The sequence below is a fragment of the Klebsiella grimontii genome, assembly GCF_900200035.1.
GTDB lineage: Bacteria > Pseudomonadota > Gammaproteobacteria > Enterobacterales > Enterobacteriaceae > Klebsiella > Klebsiella grimontii.
This window is the reverse complement of the sequence record NZ_FZTC01000008.1, coordinates 1-23954: the sequence shown is the minus strand read 5'-3', so window position 1 is coordinate 23954 and position 23954 is coordinate 1. Positions and strand designations below refer to the sequence as shown.

18 protein-coding genes and 4 tRNA genes are annotated in these 23954 nt (G+C 52.8%); 6 read left to right on the top strand and 16 right to left on the bottom strand.

What is annotated here, in order from left to right; translation table 11 throughout:
* The 5 genes from thiG to KOSB73_RS02545 all read left to right on the top strand — a co-directional run bounded on the left by thiG (position 1) and on the right by KOSB73_RS02545 (position 4551).
* Positions 1–771: a thiazole synthase gene (thiG, locus tag KOSB73_RS02565; protein ID WP_049132040.1), complete on the top strand. Its 771-nt coding sequence runs from the start codon at positions 1–3 to the stop codon at positions 769–771.
* Complete coding sequence (thiH, locus tag KOSB73_RS02560; protein ID WP_024360690.1) at positions 768–1901, top strand: 2-iminoacetate synthase ThiH; 1134 nt, start codon at positions 768–770, stop codon at positions 1899–1901. Before thiG ends, thiH begins: the two co-directional genes overlap by 4 nt.
* A gap of 318 nt (positions 1902–2219) precedes the next feature.
* Positions 2220–3752: a sensor domain-containing diguanylate cyclase gene (locus tag KOSB73_RS02555; RefSeq protein WP_098140208.1), complete on the top strand. Its 1533-nt coding sequence runs from the start codon at positions 2220–2222 to the stop codon at positions 3750–3752.
* Between the two features lie 172 nt (positions 3753–3924).
* Positions 3925–4230, top strand: coding sequence for a PTS sugar transporter subunit IIB (locus KOSB73_RS02550; protein ID WP_004097653.1), 306 nt, complete (start codon positions 3925–3927; stop codon positions 4228–4230).
* A gap of 3 nt (positions 4231–4233) precedes the next feature.
* Positions 4234–4551 carry a PTS lactose/cellobiose transporter subunit IIA gene (locus KOSB73_RS02545; RefSeq protein ID WP_004870492.1) on the top strand — a complete coding sequence of 106 codons (318 nt, stop codon included), beginning with the start codon at positions 4234–4236 and terminating at the stop codon, positions 4549–4551.
* A gap of 37 nt (positions 4552–4588) precedes the next feature.
* Here KOSB73_RS02545 and KOSB73_RS02540 read toward each other — a convergent pair whose 3' ends face one another.
* The 14 genes from KOSB73_RS02540 to KOSB73_RS02465 all read right to left on the bottom strand — a co-directional run bounded on the left by KOSB73_RS02540 (position 4589) and on the right by KOSB73_RS02465 (position 20416).
* Positions 4589–5929: an anaerobic C4-dicarboxylate transporter gene (locus KOSB73_RS02540; RefSeq protein ID WP_004870490.1), complete on the bottom strand. Its 1341-nt coding sequence runs from the start codon at positions 5927–5929 to the stop codon at positions 4589–4591.
* A 409-nt stretch (positions 5930–6338) separates the two neighbouring features.
* A complete protein-coding gene (gene rpoC / locus KOSB73_RS02535; RefSeq protein WP_004127580.1) occupies positions 6339–10562 on the bottom strand; it encodes a DNA-directed RNA polymerase subunit beta' in 4224 nt (1407 codons plus the stop codon).
* A 76-nt stretch (positions 10563–10638) separates the two neighbouring features.
* Positions 10639–14667: a DNA-directed RNA polymerase subunit beta gene (gene rpoB, locus KOSB73_RS02530; protein WP_024360687.1), complete on the bottom strand. Its 4029-nt coding sequence runs from the start codon at positions 14665–14667 to the stop codon at positions 10639–10641.
* Positions 14668–14992: 325 nt separating this feature from the next.
* A complete protein-coding gene (rplL, locus tag KOSB73_RS02525) occupies positions 14993–15358 on the bottom strand; it encodes a 50S ribosomal protein L7/L12 (RefSeq protein WP_004097645.1) in 366 nt (121 codons plus the stop codon).
* Between the two features lie 66 nt (positions 15359–15424).
* A complete protein-coding gene (gene rplJ, locus KOSB73_RS02520; RefSeq protein ID WP_004097644.1) occupies positions 15425–15922 on the bottom strand; it encodes a 50S ribosomal protein L10 in 498 nt (165 codons plus the stop codon).
* 294 nt (positions 15923–16216) lie between these two features.
* A complete protein-coding gene (gene rplA / locus KOSB73_RS02510) occupies positions 16217–16921 on the bottom strand; it encodes a 50S ribosomal protein L1 (protein ID WP_004097642.1) in 705 nt (234 codons plus the stop codon).
* A 3-nt stretch (positions 16922–16924) separates the two neighbouring features.
* Positions 16925–17353, bottom strand: a complete 429-nt coding sequence (gene rplK / locus KOSB73_RS02505; RefSeq protein WP_004097640.1) for a 50S ribosomal protein L11 — start codon at positions 17351–17353, stop codon at positions 16925–16927.
* Positions 17354–17506: 153 nt separating this feature from the next.
* On the bottom strand, positions 17507–18052 hold the full coding sequence (nusG, locus tag KOSB73_RS02500; RefSeq protein WP_002438628.1) for a transcription termination/antitermination protein NusG: 546 nt from the start codon (positions 18050–18052) through the stop codon (positions 17507–17509).
* A gap of 1 nt (position 18053) precedes the next feature.
* Complete coding sequence (secE, locus tag KOSB73_RS02495; protein ID WP_004097638.1) at positions 18054–18437, bottom strand: preprotein translocase subunit SecE; 384 nt, start codon at positions 18435–18437, stop codon at positions 18054–18056.
* A gap of 232 nt (positions 18438–18669) precedes the next feature.
* Positions 18670–19854 carry an elongation factor Tu gene (gene tuf, locus KOSB73_RS02485; RefSeq protein WP_098140207.1) on the bottom strand — a complete coding sequence of 395 codons (1185 nt, stop codon included), beginning with the start codon at positions 19852–19854 and terminating at the stop codon, positions 18670–18672.
* A gap of 116 nt (positions 19855–19970) precedes the next feature.
* Positions 19971–20046 (bottom strand) — tRNA-Thr (locus KOSB73_RS02480).
* Positions 20047–20051: 5 nt separating this feature from the next.
* Positions 20052–20126: transfer RNA gene (locus KOSB73_RS02475), tRNA-Gly, on the bottom strand.
* Positions 20127–20245: 119 nt separating this feature from the next.
* Positions 20246–20330: transfer RNA gene (locus tag KOSB73_RS02470), tRNA-Tyr, on the bottom strand.
* Positions 20331–20340: 10 nt separating this feature from the next.
* Positions 20341–20416, bottom strand: a tRNA-Thr gene (locus KOSB73_RS02465).
* A 438-nt stretch (positions 20417–20854) separates the two neighbouring features.
* Here KOSB73_RS02465 and coaA point away from each other — a divergent pair.
* The gene (gene coaA / locus KOSB73_RS02460) at positions 20855–21805 is read left to right on the top strand and encodes a type I pantothenate kinase (protein ID WP_004127574.1); all 951 of its coding nucleotides are present in this window, start codon (positions 20855–20857) and stop codon (positions 21803–21805) included.
* A gap of 25 nt (positions 21806–21830) precedes the next feature.
* Here the strand turns inward: coaA and birA are convergent, their stop codons facing one another.
* Entirely contained in the window at positions 21831–22793 is a 963-nt protein-coding gene (gene birA / locus KOSB73_RS02455; protein ID WP_004127571.1) for a bifunctional biotin--[acetyl-CoA-carboxylase] ligase/biotin operon repressor BirA, read from the bottom strand.
* Positions 22790–23818: a UDP-N-acetylmuramate dehydrogenase gene (gene murB / locus KOSB73_RS02450; protein WP_004870477.1), complete on the bottom strand. Its 1029-nt coding sequence runs from the start codon at positions 23816–23818 to the stop codon at positions 22790–22792. The genes birA and murB overlap by 4 nt, the downstream gene beginning before the upstream one ends.
* Positions 23819–23954: the final 136 nt, after the last annotated feature.

Sequence of the window (23954 nt, the reverse complement as noted above, 5' to 3'; positions counted from 1 at the left end):
ATGTTACGTATTGCGGATAAAACGTTTGAGTCCCATCTTTTCACCGGCACCGGTAAATTCGCTGCCCCCGACGTCATGGTGGAGGCCATTCGCGCCTCCGGCAGCCAGCTGGTAACGCTGGCGATGAAGCGCGTCGATCTTCGTCAGCATAATGACGCGATCCTCGCGCCGCTGTTGGCGGCTGGCGTTAGCCTGCTGCCCAACACCTCCGGCGCCAAAACGGCGGAAGAAGCGGTCTTTGCCGCCCGTCTGGCGCGGGAAGCGCTGGGTACTCACTGGCTGAAACTGGAAATTCACCCGGACGCCCGCTGGCTGCTCCCCGACCCGATTGAAACGCTGAAAGCGGCGGAAATTCTGGTACGGGAAGGCTTCGTGGTGCTGCCCTACTGCGGCGCCGATCCGGTGCTGTGCAAACGTCTGGAAGAAGCGGGCTGCGCGGCGGTGATGCCGCTCGGCGCGCCAATTGGCTCCAATCAGGGACTGGAAACCAAAGCGATGCTGGAAATTATTATCGAGCAGGCCACGGTCCCGGTGGTCGTTGATGCGGGTATAGGCGTACCGAGCCACGCTGCGCAGGCGCTGGAAATGGGCGCTGACGCGGTACTGGTGAATACCGCCATCGCCGTGGCCGACGATCCGGTAACCATGGCCCGCGCCTTCCGCTTAGCGATCGATGCCGGATTGCTGGCGCGGCAGGCTGGCCCGGGCGCGCGCAGCACGCAGGCGCAGGCCACCAGCCCGCTGACCGGCTTTCTGGAGGCGCGGGTATGAACACCTTCACTGACCGTTGGCGGCAGCTGGACTGGGACGACATTCGCCTGCGGATCAACGGGAAAACTCCCGCCGACGTTGAACGCGCCCTGGCGGCCAAACAGCTTAGCCGCGACGATATGATGGCCCTGCTCTCGCCCGCCGCCGCGGATTATCTGGAGCCTCTGGCCCAGCGCGCCCAGCGCCTGACTCGCCAGCGCTTTGGCAATACCGTCAGCTTTTATGTCCCGCTGTATCTCTCGAATCTGTGCGCCAACGACTGTACCTACTGCGGTTTCTCAATGAGTAACCGCATCAAGCGCAAGACCCTGGATGAAACGGAAATTGCCCGTGAATGCGCGGCGATCCGCGCAATGGGCTTTGAGCATCTGCTGCTGGTCACCGGCGAACATCAGGGCAAAGTCGGCATGGACTATTTTCGTCAACATCTGCCCGCGATTCGCCGCCAGTTCGCCTCGCTGCAGATGGAGGTTCAGCCGCTGGCGATGGAAGAGTACGCCGAGCTGAAAACCCTCGGCCTGGACGGAGTGATGGTCTATCAGGAGACCTATCATGAAAGCATGTATGCGAAACATCATCTGAAAGGGAAAAAGCAGGACTTCTTCTGGCGGCTGGATACGCCGGACAGGCTCGGACAGGCGGGGATTGATAAAATTGGCCTTGGCGCATTAATTGGCCTCTCCGACAGCTGGCGGGTGGATTGCTTTATGGTGGCGGAACATCTGCTGTGGCTCCAGCAGCACTACTGGCGAAGCCGCTACTCCATCTCCTTTCCGCGGCTGCGCCCTTGCGCCGGGGGAATCGAGCCCGCCTCTTTAATGGATGAACGACAGCTGGTGCAGACCATCTGCGCTTTCCGCCTGCTGGCTCCGGAAGTGGAGCTCTCGCTCTCCACCCGCGAATCCCCCTGGTTCCGCGATCGGGTGATCCCGCTGGCCATCAACAACGTCAGCGCATTTTCGAAAACCCAGCCCGGCGGATATGCCGATAACCATCCTGAGCTGGAGCAGTTCTCGCCTCATGATGACCGTCGCCCGGAAGAGGTCGCCCGCGCGCTGGTGGCCAGCGGGCTGCAGCCGGTCTGGAAGGATTGGGATAGCTGGCTGGGACGCGCTTCCCAGTCGTCATGATGAAGAATGTCATTTCTTAAATGTTCTTCGCGCACGATCGTAATAAGAGAAACGGAAGATTGTGGTTATATTTCCGTTTCTCTATTCTGCCCTCGTCAGCAACGGATGCTGTCCAGGGCGAATAATAGCTCTTCCTCATTTCGCCCTGCTCCATCTCTGCGCCGCAAGGGTAATTCTATTAATATCGAATATTAATCAGCCCATATCACAACGTCAGAGTTATAATTATCGGAGTTTTATCTGATTCGCTCAGCAGGCATGCTGGCTAAACCTGCGTCTTCACCCACGGTTTAACGCTTCTGGAACGATTTACGACTCATGGCTCGTCATAATAGAAAGCTCTCTTTCACCACGCCGATCGTCATCGGGTTTGCGGGTATTTTAATCAGCTTCTTGCTTATCGCGGTGTTTGCCACGATGACCCAGAGGAAAGATTTTCTCGAAGATTATCATCACATTAACCGCAACTTTACCCACAATATGGCGACCAACTACACGGAGACGCTGCTGCGGGGCAACGATTTTATCCTCACCCGCGCCACGACGTTCTTTGCGCGTAATGACGAGCTGAACAATGCGGTGAACGTTAATCCTGAAAAGGGCCTGATGCAGTTGATGCAGCTGCAAAATATGATGCAGACCGTTTCGTCCATCTCGCTGGCGGATACCAACGGGCACTATCTGCGCGCGCCCGAAGTCCTTGAGACCGAAGACAGCCAGTCCTTCGATGCCAAATCGAGACCATGGTTTATTAAGCAAGCGCAAGCCAGTACCTTCAGCCTGTATACCAGCCCGTACATCGACTACTTCACGCATCATCCGACCATTACCCTCTATAAACCCATTATTTCCCCGGAAGGGCGGCTGAAGGGCAGCCTCGCTTTTCATCTCGATCTGACCTCAATGGGCTACGCGTTACGGCAAATGGTCGCCCCGGTTCAGGGGGAATTTTTTGTGGTGCAACGCGATGGTAAAGTCGTTCTCCATCCCGACCCTGGCGCCTTATTCAAACCCTACGTCAGTGAAGCCTTGATGGACAGAATGACCAGCGGTGAAGGCCAGCTTTATGACGCGGTGACCGACGGCTGGTACTATTACTATTCCTTTACCAACCCCGACTGGTTTGTCATTTATCGGGTCGATAACTCGACGCTGGTCAACTTAACGCGCCATGAAACGGATATCGTTGCCTGGAGCTTTGCCCTGGCAGCGATCGTCATCGTGCTGTTTGGCCTGTATCTACGCCATGCTTCACGTACGGTGTTAATGAACATCATCAACGCCATTAAAACCGGAGATGTTCAGCGCGCCCCGCGCCTGGAAGCGATGCTCAGCAAAGCCATCGAGAGCAATAAGCAGCGTGAGTTAACCTATGTTCGCCAGGCGACCATCGATGCATTAACCGGCTGCAAAAACCGACGCGCCTTCGATAGCGATATCGCCGCGCTGATGAACGATCATCACCCTTTCTCTCTCGCACTGGTTGATATTGATAACTTCAAAACGATAAACGACACCTGGGGTCATCTCAACGGTGATATCGTTCTGCGCAACGTCGCCCGCGAAGGGCTGCAGATCCTCCAGCCCCTGCAAATTTCACTTTACCGCTACGGCGGCGAAGAGTTTGCGGTGATATTTTCCGACGAGCATATTGATAACGCTCTGATGCTGCTGGAAAGCTGGCGAGCCAGCGTCGCGCAGCGCTCCTGGCGTGAAGAGGGATTGACCGTCACCTTTAGCGCAGGCTTGGGCGAATGGAATATGGAGCCCCTGGAGCAGCTTGTCGTGCGCGTTGATGAAGCGCTTTATAAAGCCAAGCAGCAGGGCAAGAATCGTATCGTTCGCACCTAAGAGAGCCCGTTGCTATAGGCCCGGCCGCGCGGGCTTTTACCGTTTTCAACCCCAAATCCGAAACCGGTTTCATTATTTTGTGATGACTTACACACAATCGCCGTAAAGCGGTTGTCCCACCCGCCAGCCCGCGATAAAGATGGTACATCAAGGAACATAAGGGCCATCAATTATGAAGAATATCGTTTTATGCTGTGCCGCAGGTATGTCCACCAGCATGCTGGTTCAACGAATGCAGGCCGCTGCGCAACAAAAAGGCGTGGAAGTCTCGATCAAAGCCGTACCGGTTGCCGAGTTTAAAGATAATCTTGCGGCTGCCGATATTATCCTGCTCGGTCCTCAGGTGAAGTACGAGCAAGCCAAGCTACAGGCTATGGCCGACCCGTTTGGGAAAAAAGTCGCCGTTATCGATATGATGGATTACGGCATGATGAAAGGCGATGCCGTGCTTGATAAAGCCCTGAAGTTGATGGAGTAAGAGATGGAAGATTTAGAAACGATCATCATGGAGCTGCTGGTTAACGCCGGTTCAGCGCGCAGCTCGGCTTTAACCGCTCTGCAGCTGGCGCGTAAAGGCGATTTTGCCGCCGCCGAACAGGCGATGACGGAATCCCACGAATTCGTCAAGCATGCGCACAAAATCCAGACCCAGCTGATTGGCATGGATGAAGGCAGCGGCAAGCTTCCGGTTAACCTGATTACCGTACACTCTCAGGATCACCTGATGAACGCGATGGTCATTCAGGATCTGGCAACCGACATGATTGAACTCTATCGCCGAATTCCGCTCGCCCAATAACGTCAACAGGCGCCGCTACCGGCGCCTGAATCCTCTCTTAAAGAAATCCGTACATTGCCGCAAACACCCAACCAAAGACGCAAGAGACGCTGACGCCAATAAGTCCGGGCAGAATAAAGCTATGGTTAATCACAAAGCGACCGATATGCGTCGTACCTGAGCGATCGAACTGAATCGCCGCCAGATCGCTTGGGTAGGTCGGCAGAATATAGTAACCGTAGCAGGCTGGCGCGGAAGCGACGATGTAGGCCGGGTCGACGCCAATCGCCAACGCCACCGGGACAATCGCCGCCAGGGCAGCCGCCTGGGAGTTAACAAACTTCGATACTAGCAGCAGAACGATGGCGTAGGCCCACGGGTACTCCTTCACCATCTCCCCGAGCACGCCTTTAATCTCGGTCATATGCGCGCCGAACATGGTCTCCGCCATCCACGCGATGCCGTATACGGCCACGATAGCGATCATGCCGGAACGGAAAACCTCATTTTTGGAAATCGAAGCCGGGTTGGTTTTCGTAATAATGATGATGAGCGCTCCGGAGAGCAGCATAAACATCTGGATCACCAGCACCATCGACAGCGCTTTACCGTCGACAACCGGACGCAGTTCGGAGAAGGCGCCGAGTAAGGCAACCACCGCTATCGAGGCCAGAAAAATCCACATCGCGATCCAGTTACTGGTCGGAAGCTTCTTATCCAGCAACGTGGCCGTGTCGCCATAAACGTAGTGGCGGTTTTCCGGTACTGCGATAAAGGCCTGGAACTCCGGATCTTTATCGAGATCTTTGCCGCGAAACCAGCTGAAGATACCAATGGCCAGAATCCCCAGCAGCGTGGACGGAATGGTTATTGCCAGCAGATCGAGAAACTCAAGGTGCTTACCGTTAAAGGTAAAATTGCCAAGCATCGCCACCAGCGAGACGACCGCTACGGAAACCGGGCTGGCGATGATCCCCATCTGCGCGCCGATCGAGCTGGCGGCCATGGGGCGCTCCGGACGAATATTATTTTTGATGGCGACATCATAAATAATCGGCAGGATGGTATATACCACGTGCCCCGTGCCGCAAAGAATCGTCAGCGTACAGGTGACGAATGGCGCGACGATCGAGACATATTTCGGGTTTCGCCGCAGGAGCTTCTCGGCAATCTGCAGCATGACGTCTAACCCACCGGAAGCCTGCAGCGTCGCCGATGCGGCCACTACGGCGATAATCACCAGCATGACATCGACGGGAGGTTTTCCGGGCTTAAGATGAAAAACAAAGACCAGGATGACTAAGCCAATTCCGCCCAAAAGGCCGAGCGCAATGCCGCCCTTTTTCGCGCCATAGAACAGACAAATTAAGATAATGATAAGTTGTATAGCAAATTCCATACATCCCCCAGAAGCTATCCATTAAATAACGACAATACTCTCCGCTTTGTTTTTATTTGTTCACCTCCTCCATCGCCTTTTTGACGGGCGTAACCATCCCCTCGGCTGCGGTAAACCGAAAAGAACAGGGAAAGTAATCACATGATTATTTTAGTTTTTTGACTATATAGCGTTTGCGGCGCTTATTTTTTGATACGTGTAGAATTTTCACCCATTGATAGATGATGAAAATCAGAAAAGAAAATAAATAATTACGGCAGATGCTTATACTTGCTAATTAATTGCAGCAAATATATCAATAAAATGTAATCGAAAAGTAGATATAGAAATAATGATAATAAACTGGCAGGCAAAAAAAAAGCCAGTCAGGTTACCTGACTGGCTTTTTAAGCGCTTAGCGAATCAACGATTAATCGTTGTCAGATCCGCCCAGACCGGCGTTCAGCAGTTCTGCCAGGTTGGCAGAAGCTTCTTCCACGCTGACCTGCGGCGCTGCTGGCAGCTCGCCCGCTGCGCGACGGCGCATACGATCCTGGTGATACGCATAACCGGTACCGGCCGGGATCAAACGACCCACGATAACGTTCTCTTTCAGGCCACGCAGTTCGTCGCGTTTACCCGCTACGGCTGCTTCGGTCAGGACACGCGTGGTCTCCTGGAACGATGCGGCAGAGATGAACGATTCGGTTGCCAGAGACGCTTTGGTGATACCCAGCAGATCGCGGGCGAATGTTGCCCCCACTTTGCCATTCGCTTCCAGATCGCGGTTTGCAATCTTAACGCGAGAGTATTCAACCTGTTCGCCTTCCAGGAAGTCGGAGCTACCGGCGCTTTCGATGGTCGCTTTACGCAGCATCTGACGAACGATAACTTCGATGTGCTTATCGTTAATCTTAACGCCCTGCAAACGGTATACGTCCTGAACTTCGTTAACAATGTAACGCGTCACAGCATGCACGCCACGCAGACGCAGAATGTCGTGCGGCGCTTCCGGACCGTCGGAAACCACGTCACCACGTTCTACACGTTCACCTTCGAACACGTTGAGCTGACGCCACTTAGGAATCATCTCTTCGTACGGATCGCTACCGTCTACCGGGGTGATAACCAGACGACGTTTCCCTTTGGTTTCTTTACCGAAGGAAATGATGCCGCTGATTTCAGCCAGGATTGCCGGCTCTTTCGGACGACGTGCTTCGAACAGATCCGCAACGCGCGGCAGACCACCGGTGATGTCCTTGGTACCGCCAGATTCCTGCGGTACACGCGCCAGGGTGTCACCAGAGCTGATCTGTACGCCATCTTCCAGCTGAACAATCGCTTTACCCGGCAGGAAGTACTGCGCAGGCATATCGGTGCCAGGGATCAGAACGTCATTGCCCTGAGCATCAACGATTTTCAGCGCCGGACGCAGGTCTTTACCGCCAGTGGTACGCTCTGCAGAATCCAGAACCACCAGAGAAGACAGACCGGTCAGCTCGTCGGTCTGACGAGTAATGGTCTGGCCGTCAATCATGTCAGTGAAGCGGACGAAACCACTCACTTCCGTGATAACCGGCATGGTGTGCGGATCCCAGTTTGCTACGGTTTCACCACCGGCAACCTGCTCGCCATCACCTTTAGCCATAACGGAGCCGTAAGGCACTTTATAGCTCTCTTTGGTACGACCGAATTCGTCGATCAGCTTCAGCTCGGTATTACGGGAGGTAATAACCAGCTTACCGCTGGAGTTCACAACCGACTTCGCGTTGCTCAGACGGATGCTACCTTTGTTTTTCACCTGGATGCTGGACTCAGCAGCCGCACGAGATGCCGCACCACCGATGTGGAACGTACGCATCGTCAGCTGTGTACCCGGCTCACCGATGGACTGTGCCGCGATAACGCCGATAGCCTCACCTTTGTTGATGATGTGGCCACGCGCCAGGTCACGACCGTAGCAGTGGGCACATACACCAAAGTCGGTGTCGCAGGATACAACGGAACGTACTTTGACGGAGTCAACGGAGTTCTCTTCCAGCAGATCGCACCAGTGCTCGTGCAGCAGCGTGTTGCGTGGAACCAGAATGTCCGCCGTACCCGGCTTCAGAACGTCTTCAGCAGTCACACGACCCAGAACGCGATCGCGCAGCGGCTCTTTAACATCGCCACCCTCGATAACCGGGGTCATGGTGATGCCTTCCAGGGTGCCGCAGTCATCTTCAGTGACGACCAGGTCCTGCGCGACGTCAACCAGACGACGAGTCAGGTAACCGGAGTTCGCCGTTTTCAGTGCGGTATCCGCCAGACCTTTACGCGCACCGTGCGTGGAGATGAAGTACTGGAGTACGTTCAGACCTTCACGGAAGTTCGCGGTGATCGGCGTTTCGATGATGGAGCCATCCGGCTTCGCCATCAGACCACGCATACCGGCAAGCTGACGAATCTGTGCAGCAGAACCACGCGCACCGGAGTCGGCCATCATGTAGATGCTGTTGAAGGAGACCTGCTGCTCTTCTTCGCCGTTACGGTTAATAACGGTTTCAGTTTGCAGGTTGTCCATCATCGCTTTGGATACACGATCGTTCGCCGCAGCCCAGATATCGATAACTTTGTTGTAGCGTTCGCCCGCGGTCACCAGACCAGACTGGAACTGCTCCTGAATCTCAGCAACTTCTGCTTCCGCTTCGCTGATGATCTCGTATTTTTTCTCCGGGATGACCATGTCATCGATACCAACGGATGCACCTGAACGCGCTGCATAAGCAAAGCCGGTGTACATCGTCTGATCCGCAAAAATAACGGTCGGTTTCAGGCCCAGAATACGGTAGCAGGTGTTCAGCATCTTGGAGATGGCTTTCTTACCCAGCGCCTGGTTGACGATGGAGAAAGGCAGACCTTTCGGTACGATCATCCACAGAATGGCACGACCAACGGTCGTATCTTTCAGGCTGGTTTTCGCAACGAACTCGCCGTTTTCATCTTTTTCGTATTCGGTGATACGCACTTTAACGCGCGCATGCAGAGAGGCCAGGCCAGCGCGGTAAATACGCTCAGCTTCTTTCGGGCCAGTCAGCACCATGCCTTCGCCTTTGGCGTTAACACAGTCACGGGTCATGTAGTACAGACCCAGTACAACGTCCTGAGACGGAACGATGATAGGTTCGCCGTTCGCCGGGGACAGGATGTTGTTGGTAGACATCATCAGCGCACGCGCTTCGAGCTGGGCTTCCAGCGTCAGCGGTACGTGAACAGCCATCTGGTCACCATCGAAGTCGGCGTTGTATGCCGCACAAACCAGCGGGTGAAGCTGAATAGCTTTACCTTCGATCAGTACCGGCTCAAATGCCTGGATACCCAGACGGTGCAGAGTTGGTGCACGGTTCAGCAGTACCGGGTGTTCGCGGATAACTTCGTCCAGGATATCCCAAACGACAGCTTCTTCGCGCTCAACCATTTTCTTCGCGGCTTTGATGGTGGTGGCGAGGCCACGCAGCTCCAGCTTGCCGTAGATGAACGGTTTGAACAGCTCCAGCGCCATTTTCTTCGGCAGACCGCACTGATGCAGACGCAGGTATGGACCTACGGTGATAACCGAACGACCGGAGTAGTCAACGCGCTTACCGAGCAGGTTCTGACGGAAACGACCCTGCTTACCTTTGATCATATCGGCCAAAGATTTCAGAGGACGCTTGTTAGAACCGGTGATCGCACGACCGCGACGACCGTTATCCAGCAGGGCGTCAACCGCTTCCTGCAGCATACGTTTTTCGTTGCGTACGATGATGTCCGGCGCGGCCAGATCCAGCAGACGTTTCAGACGGTTGTTACGGTTAATGACGCGACGATACAGATCGTTCAGGTCAGAAGTCGCAAAACGACCGCCATCCAGCGGAACCAGCGGACGCAGATCTGGCGGCAGTACCGGCAGAACGGTCAGGATCATCCACTCCGGCTTGTTGCCAGACTGGACGAACGCTTCCAGCAGTTTGATACGCTTGGTCAGCTTCTTACGCTTGGTTTCGGAGTTGGTTTCGTTCAGCTCTTCGCGCAGAGTTTCACACTCTTGCTCCAGATCCATGCTCTTCAGCAGGGCCTGGATAGCTTCCGCACCCATCTTCGCGTCAAATTCGTCACCGAACTCTTCCAGCGCATCCAGATACTGCTCTTCAGTCAGGATCTGCTGGCGTTCCAGGTTGGTCATACCACCTTCGATAACCACATAGGATTCGAAGTACAGCACGCGTTCGATATCGCGCAGCGGCATATCGAGCAGCAGGCCGATACGGGACGGCAGAGACTTCAGGAACCAGATGTGGGCGGTCGGAGACGCCAGCTCGATGTGGCCCATACGCTCACGGCGCACTTTAGTCTGGGTCACTTCAACGCCGCACTTCTCACAGATCACACCGCGGTGTTTCAGGCGCTTGTACTTACCGCACAGGCACTCGTAATCTTTTACTGGCCCGAAAATACGCGCACAGAAAAGGCCGTCACGCTCAGGTTTGAACGTACGGTAGTTAATGGTTTCCGGCTTTTTAACTTCACCAAAAGACCATGAACGGATCATGTCTGGCGATGCCAGAGCAATTTTGATCGCATCAAACTCTTCGGTTTTAGTTTGCGCTTTCAGAAACTTTAATAAGTCTTTCACGGATTTGCTCCCGTCGGAGTTAGCACAATCTGGCGCCGGGTCTTACCCCGGCACCAGTGACCTGTTTGAGCGAGAGTTACTCGTCTTCCAGTTCGATGTTGATGCCCAGCGAGCGAATCTCTTTCAACAGTACGTTGAAGGATTCCGGCATGCCCGGTTCCATCTGATGGTTGCCGTCTACGATGTTTTTATACATCTTAGTACGGCCGTTCACGTCATCAGACTTAACGGTGAGCATTTCCTGCAGGGTGTATGCCGCGCCATATGCTTCCAGCGCCCACACTTCCATCTCCCCGAAGCGCTGACCACCGAACTGCGCCTTACCACCCAGCGGCTGCTGAGTAACCAGGCTGTAGGAACCGGTAGAACGCGCATGCATTTTGTCATCAACCAGGTGGTTCAGTTTCAGCATGTACATGTAGCCAACGGTAACCTGGCGCTCGAATTGCTCACCGGTACGACCGTCGAACAGGGTGATCTGGCCGGAAGTCGGCAGGCCACCAAGCTGTAACAGTTCCTTGATTTCAGACTCTTTCGCACCGTCGAAGACCGGCGTTGCGATCGGCATACCTTTTTTCAGGTTTTCAGCGAGACGCATAACTTCTTCGTCAGTGAAGGTATTCAGATCCACCTTCTGACGAACGTCGGTACCCAGATCGTAGGCACGCTGGATGAACTCGCGCAGTTTGGCGACTTCCTGCTGCTGTTTCAGCATGGCGTTGATTTTCTCGCCAATACCTTTCGCAGCCATACCCAGGTGGGTTTCCAGGATCTGACCGATGTTCATACGAGACGGTACGCCCAGCGGGTTCAGTACGATGTCTACCGGCGTGCCGTTTTCATCGTAAGGCATATCTTCGATCGGGTTGATCTTAGAGATAACACCCTTGTTACCGTGACGACCTGCCATTTTGTCACCAGGCTGAATCTGACGTTTAACGGCCAGATACACTTTAACAATCTTCAGCACGCCCGGTGCCAGATCGTCGCCCTGAGTGATTTTGCGGCGTTTCGCTTCGAGTTTTTTCTCGAACTCGTGTTTCAGTTCGTCGTACTGCTCAGCCAGCTGTTCCAGCTGATTTTGCTTCTCTTCGTCGGTCAGGCCCAGTTCCAGCCAGCGATCGCGCGGCAGCTTGTCGAGCTTCTCAGCTTCGATACCACCGGAGACCAGCACCGCGTAGATACGACCAAACAAGCCAGCTTCGAGGATCTGCAGTTCTTCAGACAGGTCTTTTTTAGCCTGTTTGAGCTGCATCTCTTCGATTTCCAGCGCACGTTTGTCTTTTTCTACGCCGTCGCGGGTAAAGACCTGAACGTCAATAATGGTGCCGGAGACACCGTTTGGTACGCGCAGGGAAGAGTCTTTAACGTCAGACGCTTTCTCACCGAAGATCGCACGCAGCAGTTTCTCTTCCGGCGTCAGCTGGGTTTCACCTTTCGGCGTCACCTTACCAACCAGAATATCGCCGCCGGTCACTTCCGCACCGATATAAACGATACCGGATTCATCCAGTTTAGAGAGCGCAGCTTCACCCACGTTCGGGATGTCGGCGGTGATCTCTTCCGGCCCCAGCTTGGTGTCACGAGAGACGCACGCCAGTTCCTGAATGTGGATGGTGGTAAAACGGTCTTCCTGGACAACACGCTCGGAAACGAGGATGGAGTCTTCGAAGTTGTAACCGTTCCACGGCATGAACGCTACGCGCATGTTCTGACCGAGCGCCAGTTCACCGAGGTCGGTGGACGGGCCGTCAGCCAGCACGTCGCCGCGCTCAATTGGCTCGCCCAGAGAGACACACGGCATCTGGTTGATACAGGTGTTCTGGTTCGAGCGGGTGTACTTGGTCAGGTTATAGATGTCGATACCTGCTTCGCCCGGGTACATCTCGTCTTCATTAACTTTAATAACGATACGGGAAGCATCCACGTACTGAACGGTACCGCCACGTTTAGCAACCGCAGTTACACCGGAGTCAACGGCAACAGCACGTTCCATACCGGTACCAACCAGCGGCTTATCAGCGCGCAGAGTTGGAACGGCCTGACGTTGCATGTTCGCACCCATCAATGCACGGTTGGCGTCATCGTGTTCCAGGAACGGGATCAGGGACGCACCGACGGAAACCACCTGCTGGGTGGATACGTCCATGTAGTCAACCTGGTCGCGGCTGAACAAGCTGGATTCGCCTTTACTACGGCAAGTAACCAGATCTTCTACAAAGTGGCCTTCGTCATCCAGGTTGGAGTTCGCCTGAGCGATAACGTAGTTGCCTTCTTCGATAGCAGACAGGTAATGAATTTCGTCGGTTACAACACCATCGGTCACTTTACGATACGGCGTCTCAAGGAAGCCGTATTCGTTAGTCTGTGCGTACACAGACAGGGAGTTGATCAGACCGATGTTCGGACCTTCAGGCGTTTCGATTGGGCATACGCGACCGTAGTGGGTCGGATGTACGTCTCGAACTTCAAAGCCTGCGCGCTCACGGGTCAGACCGCCCGGGCCGAGTGCGGAGATACGACGTTTGTGCGTAATCTCAGACAGCGGGTTGTTCTGGTCCATAAACTGAGACAGCTGGCTGGAACCAAAGAACTCTTTCACTGCTGCGGAAATCGGCTTGGCGTTGATCATATCCTGAGGCATCAGGGTATCCAGATCGCCCAGAGACAGACGCTCTTTCACCGCACGCTCTACGCGCACCAGGCCAACGCGGAACTGGTTTTCCGCCATTTCGCCTACGGAACGGATACGACGGTTGCCGAGGTGGTCAATATCATCGACTTCGCCTTTACCGTTACGGATATCAATGAGCTTCTTCATCACTTCGATGATGTCTTCTTTGCTCAGGATACCGGATCCTTCGATTTCGTCGCGCAGCAGAGAACGGTTGAACTTCATACGACCAACCGCGGACAGATCGTAGCGGTCTTCGGAGAAGAACAGGTTCTCGAACAGGCTTTCAGCCGCTTCGCGAGTCGGCGGCTCACCAGGACGCATCATGCGGTAGATCTCTACCAGCGCGCTCAGACGGTCATTGGTCGGGTCGACGCGTACAGTCTCAGACATGTACGGACCGTGGTCCAGATCGTTGGTGAACAGCGTTTCGATACGCTTATGGCCAGACTGGCTCAGCTTAGCCAGCAGATCCAGGCTCAGCTCCATGTTCGCTGGGCAGATCAGCTCGCCAGTAGATTCGTCGACATAATCTTTAGAGGCGACTTTGCCCGCAATGTACTCAACCGGAACTTCGATATGTTTGATATCGTCTTTTTCCAGTTGGCGAATGTGACGTGCGGTGATGCGACGCCCTTTCTCAACGTACACTTTACCGTTCGCTTCGATGTCGAAGGAGGCGGTTTCGCCGCGCAGACGCTCCGGAACCAGTTCCATCTGCAGCTTGTTATCGCGAATTTCAAAGACCACTTTCTCGAAGAACAGGTCAAGGATCTGCTCAGTGGTGTAATTCAGCGCGCGCAGGATGATGGTAGCCGGCAGCTTACGACGACGGTCAATACGGACAAACAGGTTGTCTTTCGGGTCGAACTCGAAGTCCAGCCAGGAGCCACGGTAAGGAATGATACGTGCGTTATACAGGACCTTACCGGAAGAGTGGGTCTTACCTTTGTCACTGTCAAAGAAGACGCCCGGGCTACGGTGCAGCTGAGAAACGATAACGCGCTCGGTACCGTTGATAACGAAGGTACCGTTGTCGGTCATGAGCGGAATTTCGCCCATGTAGACTTCTTGTTCTTTAATGTCTTTAACGGTGCCTTCCGGCGCTTCGCGCTCGTAGATCACCAGACGCAGTTTTACGCGCAGCGGTGCCGAGTAGGTCACGCCGCGGATCTGACATTCTTTAACGTCAAAAACCGGTTCGCCCAGACGGTAGCTGACGTACTGCAGCTCAGAGTTACCGCTGTAGCTTTTAATCGGGAATACGGAACGGAAAGCTGCTTCCAGACCATACTGCCCTTCAGGATCTTGCTCGATGAACTTCTGAAACGAGTCAAGCTGGATAGAAAGGAGATAAGGTATGTCCAGAACCTGCGGACGTTTACCAAAATCCTTACGAATACGTTTTTTCTCGGTATAGGAGTAAACCATAGGGTTCCTCAGCTCGCTGACAAGTCGACCCATCTGCCCACATAAGGCAGTTTTTTATGCAACACTATTTTGTTGACCGGAAAATGGAACACTTTCCGCAATACCTGTTTCTATCACGCTTAAACCATTTCATTGCGATTTACACAGCTCAGGAACCCTAACCTGTCGCAGTATATTAAGTCGTCTATAGAAACAAGCATTGTCAGGACAACCAGCAGTCAAACAGTGTGAAATTCTACTGGCGCCTTACAGCGCAAAAAGGCTGGTGACTAAAAAGTCACCAGCCATCAGCCTGATTTCTCAGGCTGCAACCGGAAAGGTTGGCTTATTTAACTTCAACTTCAGCGCCAGCTTCTTCCAGAGATTTTTTCAGTGCTTCAGCGTCATCTTTGCTCACGCCTTCTTTCAGAGCGGCCGGAGCAGATTCTACCAGGTCTTTAGCTTCTTTCAGACCCAGGCCAGTTGCGCCACGTACTGCTTTGATAACGGCAACTTTGTTAGCGCCGATACCTTTCAGAATTACGTCGAATTCAGTTTTTTCTTCAGCAGCTTCAACCGGGCCAGCAGCTACAGCTACAGCAGCAGCAGCGGAAACACCGAATTTTTCTTCCATTGCAGAGATCAGCTCAACAACGTCCATTACGGACATAGCGGATACTGCTTCAATGATTTGATCTTTAGTGATAGACATTTAAATTGTTCCTGAATATCAGAATAAGTTTATACGTAAGCGAATGCTTTACAAAGACAACTGCGATTAAGCAGCTTCTTTCGCATCGCGTACAGCAGCCAGAGTGCGAACCAGTTTGCCAGCCGAAGCTTCTTTCATGGTTGCCATCAGGCGTGCAATTGCTTCTTCGTAGGTCGGCAGAGTTGCCAGGCGGTCGATTTGCGACGCCGGGATCAGCTCACCTTCAAAGGCTGCGGCTTTGACCTCAAATTTTGCATTCGCTTTCGCGAACTCTTTGAACAGACGAGCGGCAGCGCCCGGGTGTTCCATAGAGTATGCAATCAGGGTCGGACCAACAAACGTGTCTTTCAGGCACTCGAAAGGAGTACCTTCAACGACGCGGCGCAGCAGGGTGTTACGAACAACACGCATGTATACGCCAGCTTCACGACCTGCTTTACGCAGTTCAGTCATTTTGTCTACAGTCACGCCACGGGAATCCGCAACTACTGCAGACAGCGCGCCTTTGGCTACTTCGCTGACTTCAGCAACAATCGCTTGTTTGTCTTGAAGATTTAAAGCCATTAGCTTTGCTCCTGGATGTTTGCCAGAGCTCATGCTCTGGAACTCACTTCACTCGACTCAAAGAGAAGAGCGTCTTAATACGGTGAGCAGAAACAAGCCAGAGTATCCAAAAATAATCTTAGCGTTCTGTCACCGTCTACGCAGGGCATTAAGTCTCTTGCGAAACACCTGCGGTCTTCGACGGAGGCCTGGATAGGCCAGGCTCCAACGAACAAATCTTTTTATCTGCTAACTTTCGTTAACAAACGTGGGGGTAAGATTGTAGACAAATTCACCGCCCACGTAAAGCTAATCTTAGTTCGCAGAAGCGCTCAGACCAGCCTGATCAACGGCAACGCCAGCACCCATGGTGGTGGAGATGCTGATTTTCTTGATGTACACGCCTTTAGCCTGAGTCGGTTTCGCTTTTTTCAGCGCAACCAGCAGAGCTTCCAGGTTTTCTTTCAGTTTATCAGCGTCAAAATCCACTTTACCGATGGTGGTGTGGATGATGCCGTTTTTGTCGTTACGGTAACGAACCTGACCTGCTTTAGCGTTCTTAACCGCTTCAGCAACGTTCGGCGTTACGGTACCCACTTTCGGGTTTGGCATCAGGCCGCGCGGACCCAGAACCTGGCCCAGTTGGCCAACAACGCGCATTGCATCCGGGGAAGCAATAACAACGTCAAAGTTCATTTCGCCTTTTTTGATCTGGTCAGCCAGATCTTCCATACCTACCAGCTCTGCGCCAGCAGCTTTAGCTGCTTCAGCGTTCGGGCCCTGGGCAAATACGGCTACGCGAACTGAACGGCCAGTACCGTGCGGCAGTACGGTCGCGCCACGGACGTTCTGGTCAGATTTACGAGCGTCGATGCCGAGGTTAACGGCAACATCAACGCTTTCAACGAACTTAGCAGTAGCCAGTTCTTTCAGCAGAGAGATGGCTTCGTTGATGTCGTACTGTTTGGTCGCATCAACTTTGTCACGAATCACGGACATGCGCTTGGTCAGTTTAGCCATTTCTTAGTCCTCCACTACCAGGCCCATGGAACGTGCAGTACCTTCAATGGAGCGAGTCATCGCTTCAATGTCGGAACCAGTCATGTCGGCAGCTTTGGTCTGCGCGATTTCCTGCAGCTGAGCGCGGGAAATTTTACCTACTTTGTCTTTGTTCGGTTTACCGGAACCAGACTTGATACCAGCCGCTTTTTTCAGCAGAACTGCTGCCGGCGGAGTTTTGGTAACGAAGGTGAAAGAACGGTCAGCGTAAACGGTAATAACAACCGGGATCGGCAGACCTTTTTCCAGGGATTCAGTTTTTGCGTTGAACGCTTTGCAGAATTCCATGATGTTCACACCCTGCTGACCCAGTGCTGGACCAACCGGCGGACTCGGGTTTGCCATACCAGCTGCAACCTGCAGCTTGACATAGGCTTGTACTTTCTTAGCCATGTAAATTTCCTCGTTTGGGTGTAGCGCCTGAAAAGGCTCCCCGTGATAAATATCGCTTTATGGGAATCAGACCCATAAAAACAAAAGGCGCGAAATTGTATGTCAATTCCGCGCCTCATGCAACGATTAAAACGTTGCTTTTTTGATCGGCTGTTAGGCTTTTTCTACCTGAGCGAAGTCCAGTTCAACCGGCGTCGCACGACCGAAGATAGAAACGGACACTTTCAGACGAGACTTCTCGTAGTCCACTTCTTCAACCACACCGTTAAAGTCAGCAAATGGACCGTCGCTAACGCGAACCATTTCACCCGGCTCAAACAGCGTTTTCGGCCGCGGCTTATCGCCAACCTGCTGCAGGCGGTTCATGATCGCGTCGACTTCTTTGTCACTGATCGGTGCCGGACGGTCAGACGTACCGCCGATGAAACCCATCACGCGCGGTACGCTGCGCACCAGGTGCCAGCTCGCGTCGTTCATCACCATCTGGACCAGCACGTAGCCCGGGAAGAATTTGCGTTCGCTTTTACGACGCTGGCCGCCGCGGATTTCGACCACTTCTTCGGTCGGCACCATGACTTCGCCAAACAGCTCTTCCATATTGTGTAATTTGATATGTTCACGCAACGAGGTAGCTACGCGACCTTCAAAACCGGAAAACGCCTGAACGACGTACCAGCGTTTTTTAGGAGCTTCAGACATCTCAGAACCTCAGGCCAGTGATAAAGGATACCAGGCGAACCAGAATACCATCCAGTCCCCACAGGATCAGTGACATTACGGCTGTCACTGCGGCAACAATCAGCGTGGTATGCAACGTTTCCTGGCGAGTCGGCCAGATCACCTTGCGGACTTCGGTTCTCGCTTCACGAGCGAAGGCGACTGTCGCCTTACCTTTTGTCGTTAACAGCGCGACACCGCCCGCTGCAGCGATCAGAATCACTACAGCCAGCGCACGCACTGCCAGCATAATGTCACGATAAAGGAAGTTGCCGACGATGGCCACGACCAGCAGCACGACTACGATTGTCCACTTCATCGCTTCGAGGCCGCGCCCGCTCCCTTGAGCTTCGGTATTCGCACTCATAAACCAACCTGTCACAAGAATTCAGACAAATAACTTCACCCCGCATGAGATGCGAGGCGACCAAACCGAAATGCTCTGCTGCGTTTCGGACTTAACGCCCTCTTCAGAGCCTGTCTCAGCAATGATTATGACCCAAAAAATCACTGATGAGCCAGGTTCTGGTGTGAAAGCGTGCAAAAAGGGCATCAAATGATGCCCTTTTATTGCGCATTGCGTCAAATGTTATCAGCAATTAGCTGAGAACTTTAGCAACCACGCCTGCGCCAACGGTACGGCCGCCTTCACGGATTGCGAAACGCAGACCGTCGTCCATCGCGATCGGGTGGATCAGGGTAACAACCATTTTGATGTTGTCGCCCGGCATGACCATCTCTACGCCTTCCGGCAGTTCGATGGTGCCAGTCACGTCAGTTGTACGGAAGTAGAACTGCGGACGGTAGCCTTTGAAGAACGGAGTATGACGGCCGCCTTCGTCTTTGGACAGAATGTACACTTCAGATTCGAACTTGGTGTGCGGCTTGATGGAACCCGGCTTAGCCAGTACCTGACCACGTTCGATTTCTTCACGTTTGATACCACGCAGCAGAACACCAACGTTCTCACCAGCACGGCCTTCGTCCAGCAGTTTGCGGAACATTTCAACGCCAGTACAGGTAGACTTCGCAGTCTCTTTGATACCAACGATTTCAACTTCTTCGCCAACTTTGATGATACCGCGTTCTACACGACCGGTAACAACGGTACCACGACCGGAGATGGAGAATACGTCTTCGATCGGCAGCAGGAACGGCTTGTCAATTGCACGCTCTGGTTCCGGGATGTAAGAATCCAGGTAGCCAGCCAGTTCGATGATTTTCGCTTCCCAGTCTGCGTCGCCTTCCAGCGCTTTCAGAGCGGAACCACGAACGATCGGGGTGTCGTCGCCCGGGAAATCGTACTGGGACAGAAGTTCACGAACTTCCATTTCAACCAGTTCCAGCAGCTCTTCGTCATCAACCATGTCGCATTTGTTCAGGAACACGATGATGTACGGAACGCCTACCTGACGACCCAGCAGGATGTGCTCACGAGTCTGCGGCATCGGGCCGTCAGTCGCAGCAACAACCAGGATCGCGCCGTCCATCTGCGCAGCACCGGTGATCATGTTTTTAACATAGTCGGCGTGGCCCGGGCAGTCTACGTGCGCGTAGTGGCGAGTCGGGGTGTCATATTCAACGTGAGACGTGTTGATGGTGATACCACGAGCTTTTTCTTCCGGCGCGTTATCGATCTGATCGAATGCGCGAGCAGAACCACCGTAGGTTTTAGCCAGAACGGTAGTGATTGCAGCGGTCAGCGTTGTTTTACCATGGTCAACGTGGCCGATAGTACCGACGTTAACGTGCGGTTTTGTACGTTCAAACTTTTCTTTAGACATCGATTGTCCCTCTAAGACACGGATAAATCGGTGATATCACCACATCAACCGGGCAACATGCCCGACTTGTTGAATGCAATAAACTAGAGAGAAACAGGGGAGGAGAGATAAAGAAGTGGTGCTGATACCCAGAGTCGAACTGGGGACCTCACCCTTACCAAGGGTGCGCTCTACCAACTGAGCCATATCAGCACGTTTGGAGCGGGCAGCGGGAATCGAACCCGCATCATCAGCTTGGAAGGCTGAGGTAATAGCCATTATACGATGCCCGCATCCTGAAACTCGGCTACCCAGTTCTTTCTATAACAAAAAAAAGAGAAGCGTCTCTTTTTCTGTTTGAGCTGACCAGTTTAACCAATCAACCCTGGCTCCGCAAAGCGTTGCCGAAAGATGGTGGTGGGGGAAGGATTCGAACCTTCGAAGTCGATGACGGCAGATTTACAGTCTGCTCCCTTTGGCCGCTCGGGAACCCCACCAGGCACTTGATGGTGCCGACTACCGGAATCGAACTGGTGACCTACTGATTACAAGTCAGTTGCTCTACCTACTGAGCTAAGTCGGCATCAAGTAGCGCGCATTCTAGGGAGACCTGCGAGTTCATGCAACTAAAAAATTGCAGAAAATGTTCTATTGCTCACATTTTGTGCTCAAACGAGAAAAAACGGTGTAATTTCAAACAGGGCCGGACAAAAATACGCCAACCTTCTTCACAAATACAGTTAACGAGGAGGGCAAAAGGCATATCCAAACCGCGAAAGCGGCATCGATTCCTCACAGCCTCTCCATAAGATGCAATGAAAACTCACTGGCTTCTACCGAGGACTTTATATCCCCTTACCAAACCATTCATCTCTGTGATGCTACCTTTAGAAAGCATCATTCAATGAGTTTTTTTCTTATTATTCCGCGCAATCTGGTGTTACCCTCCTGCCCATTGTCCTGATTAACTAGTGTGAAGCACCCCGCCTTCATGTAATTCGGCGGTTGCAAGAGCATGCTTATGAGCCTAAAAGAGCAAACGTTAATGACACCGTATCTACAATTTAACCGCGACCAATGGGCTGCACTGCGTGATTCCGTTCCGATGACGCTAACAGAAGAAGAAATCACGCGGTTAAAAGGCATCAACGAAGATCTTTCCCTGGAAGAAGTTGCAGAGATTTATTTGCCGCTGTCGCGTTTACTCAATTTCTATATCAGCTCTAATTTGCGCCGGCAGGCTGTACTGGAACAATTCCTTGGCACCAACGGCCAGCGTATTCCTTATATCATCAGCATTGCGGGTAGCGTGGCGGTCGGGAAGAGCACCACCGCGCGCGTACTACAGGCGTTACTTAGCCGCTGGCCTGAGCATCGACATGTAGAATTGATTACGACAGATGGTTTTCTGCACCCTAACGCAGTATTGAAAGAACGTGGACTGATGAAGAAGAAAGGCTTCCCGCAGTCTTACGATATGCATCGCCTGGTTAAATTCGTCTCCGACCTGAAATCCGGTGTACCTGACGCTACGGCCCCGGTCTATTCACATCTCATTTATGACGTGATTCCGGATGGGGATAAGACGGTCACTCAGCCTGATATATTAATTCTTGAGGGATTAAATGTTTTGCAGAGTGGAATGGATTACCCTCACGATCCGCATCATGTATTTGTTTCCGACTTCGTTGATTTTTCAATTTATGTGGATGCGCCAGAAGAGTTGCTCAAAACCTGGTATATCAATCGTTTTCTGAAATTCCGCGAAGGGGCGTTTACCGACCCGGACTCTTATTTCCATAACTATGCTCAGTTGTCTAAAGACGAAGCTATTAATATTGCCACATCGCTATGGAATGAGATTAATCTTTTGAATTTAAAAGAGAATATCTTACCAACGCGTGAGCGAGCCAGCCTTATCATGACAAAAAGCGCAAACCACTCAGTCAATCAGGTGCGGTTAAGGAAATAAAAAGGGGAGCGCTGGCTCCCCTTTTTCATTCAGCGCCTCGCAATGAGATCTCACCGCCAATCCAGGGTTTTATCACCCCTTCTTGTTCCAGTAATAATGCGCCTTGAGCATCAATACCTCGAGAAATGCCAAAGATCTCTTTATCGCCAATAATAAGTTTAACCGGACGGTTAATAAAGTTATCGAGCTTTTCCCAGCGGCCCAGATAGGGCGCCAGACCCTCATTCTCAAAAAGTTTAAAACCTGCCCGCAGCTCTTTAATCAGACAAGCGGCTAACTGATTACGATCGATAGAGATCCCGGCCTCCTGCAGGCTGATCCAGCCCTGATTGACAACATCAGACTCCACGCGGCGCATCATGAGATTAATCCCCGCGCCGCTGACTATCTGTGCCGCATCGCCGGTTTTCCCCGTCAGTTCCACCAGGATCCCGGACAGTTTGCGGTCCTGCAAATAGAGGTCGTTCGGCCATTTCACCCGTACTTTATCCGCCCCCAGGCTCTGCAGCACCTCGGCAATGACGATCCCGATGACCAGACTCAAACCTATAGCCGCAGCAGGCCCCTGCTCCAGTCGCCAGTACATTGAAAGGTAAAGATTAGACCCAAACGGCGAGAACCACTTACGCCCGCGGCGGCCGCGGCCAGCCTGCTGATACTCAGCCACGCAGGCATCACCAGATTGCAGTTCGCTGAGCCGGTCCAGAAGATACTGGTTCGTGGAATCTATCACCGGTAGTACGGTTACCCGACCATGCTCAATCTGCCTGGCGATCTGCTCTTCGTCCAGTAGCTGGATAGGCTCAGGGAGACTGTAGCCTTTGCCCGGAACGGTGAACACGTCGACTCCCCAATCACGCAACGTTTGAATATGCTTGTTGATCGCTGCCCGGCTCATTCCTAAACGCTCGCCAAGCTGTTCACCTGAGTGAAATTCAGCATCAGCCAGTATCGATATCAGCGTCAAAGGAACGGTGTAGTCTTTCATGCAATAGTCTCCTCGGCATTGACTTCACCCGTTTCGCCAATAAAGCGCACCTCCGGCTGTAGCCAAATATCAAACTTCTCACCAACCTGTTGACGTACGTAGTGAGCCAATTCAACCACATCTTCACTGGTTGCCTGATTATGATTGATTAATACCAATGCCTGCTGGCTATGTACCGCTGCGCCGCCCATGACTTTGCCTTTAAGCTGGCATTGATCGATAAGCCAGCCGGCGGCTAGCTTCATGCTGCCATCAGGCTGAGGATAGTGGGGGATGTTCGGATAGGCAGCCAGCAGTGCTTGAGCCTTGTCTGCGCTAACGACCGGATTCTTAAAGAAGCTCCCTGCATTTCCATTCACTTTGGGATCGGGAAGTTTGGTCATGCGCATATGACATACGGCATCAAACACCTGCCGAGGGGTAACGGTTTGCGGATCAAGCCGGGTTAAATCGCCGTAGGTCAAAACGGGTTGCCACTCTTTTGGTAACATCAAACCAACGGCCACAATCGCGTAGCGATCTTGATATTCATGCTTAAAAATACTGTCCCGGTAGCCAAAACGACATTCCGCGGCGAAAAGGCGCAGTTTCTCACCAGTCGCTAACTCAACGCAATCGACGTACTGGCAAACCTTTTGTAATTCAACGCCGTAAGCACCAATATTTTGAATCGGCGAGGAGCCGGTGCAGCCAGGAATCAGGGCAAGATTTTCCAGGCCAGGCATGCCGTTATTCAACGCAAACTGCACTAGCTGATGCCAGTTCTCTCCTGCGCCAACATGCAAATGCCACGCGTCTGGTGTTTCACTCACTTCGATTCCCATAATACGGTTAATAATCACCGTACCGGCATAATCCTTCAGGAACAGAACATTGCTTCCTTCACCAAGGATCAGGATTGGCTGGCGCTGTGCAGCGGCATTTTGCCAGGCATCCAGTAGCTGTTTTTCAGTTTCGGCGCGAACAATCGTTTTGGCAGAACGGTCAATACCGAAGGTATTCCAGGGCTTAAGTGAGTGGCTCATAATGGCTTCCAGATGCAAAATCTGCATTAGTTTACCGTATATAGCGAGGGAAGGCTTGCCTGAATGTCAGGGGGACCAGGAACCATGACGTTACCAAAGTCCAGTCATTCGCAGGCCACAAAAACGCAAAAAGCCC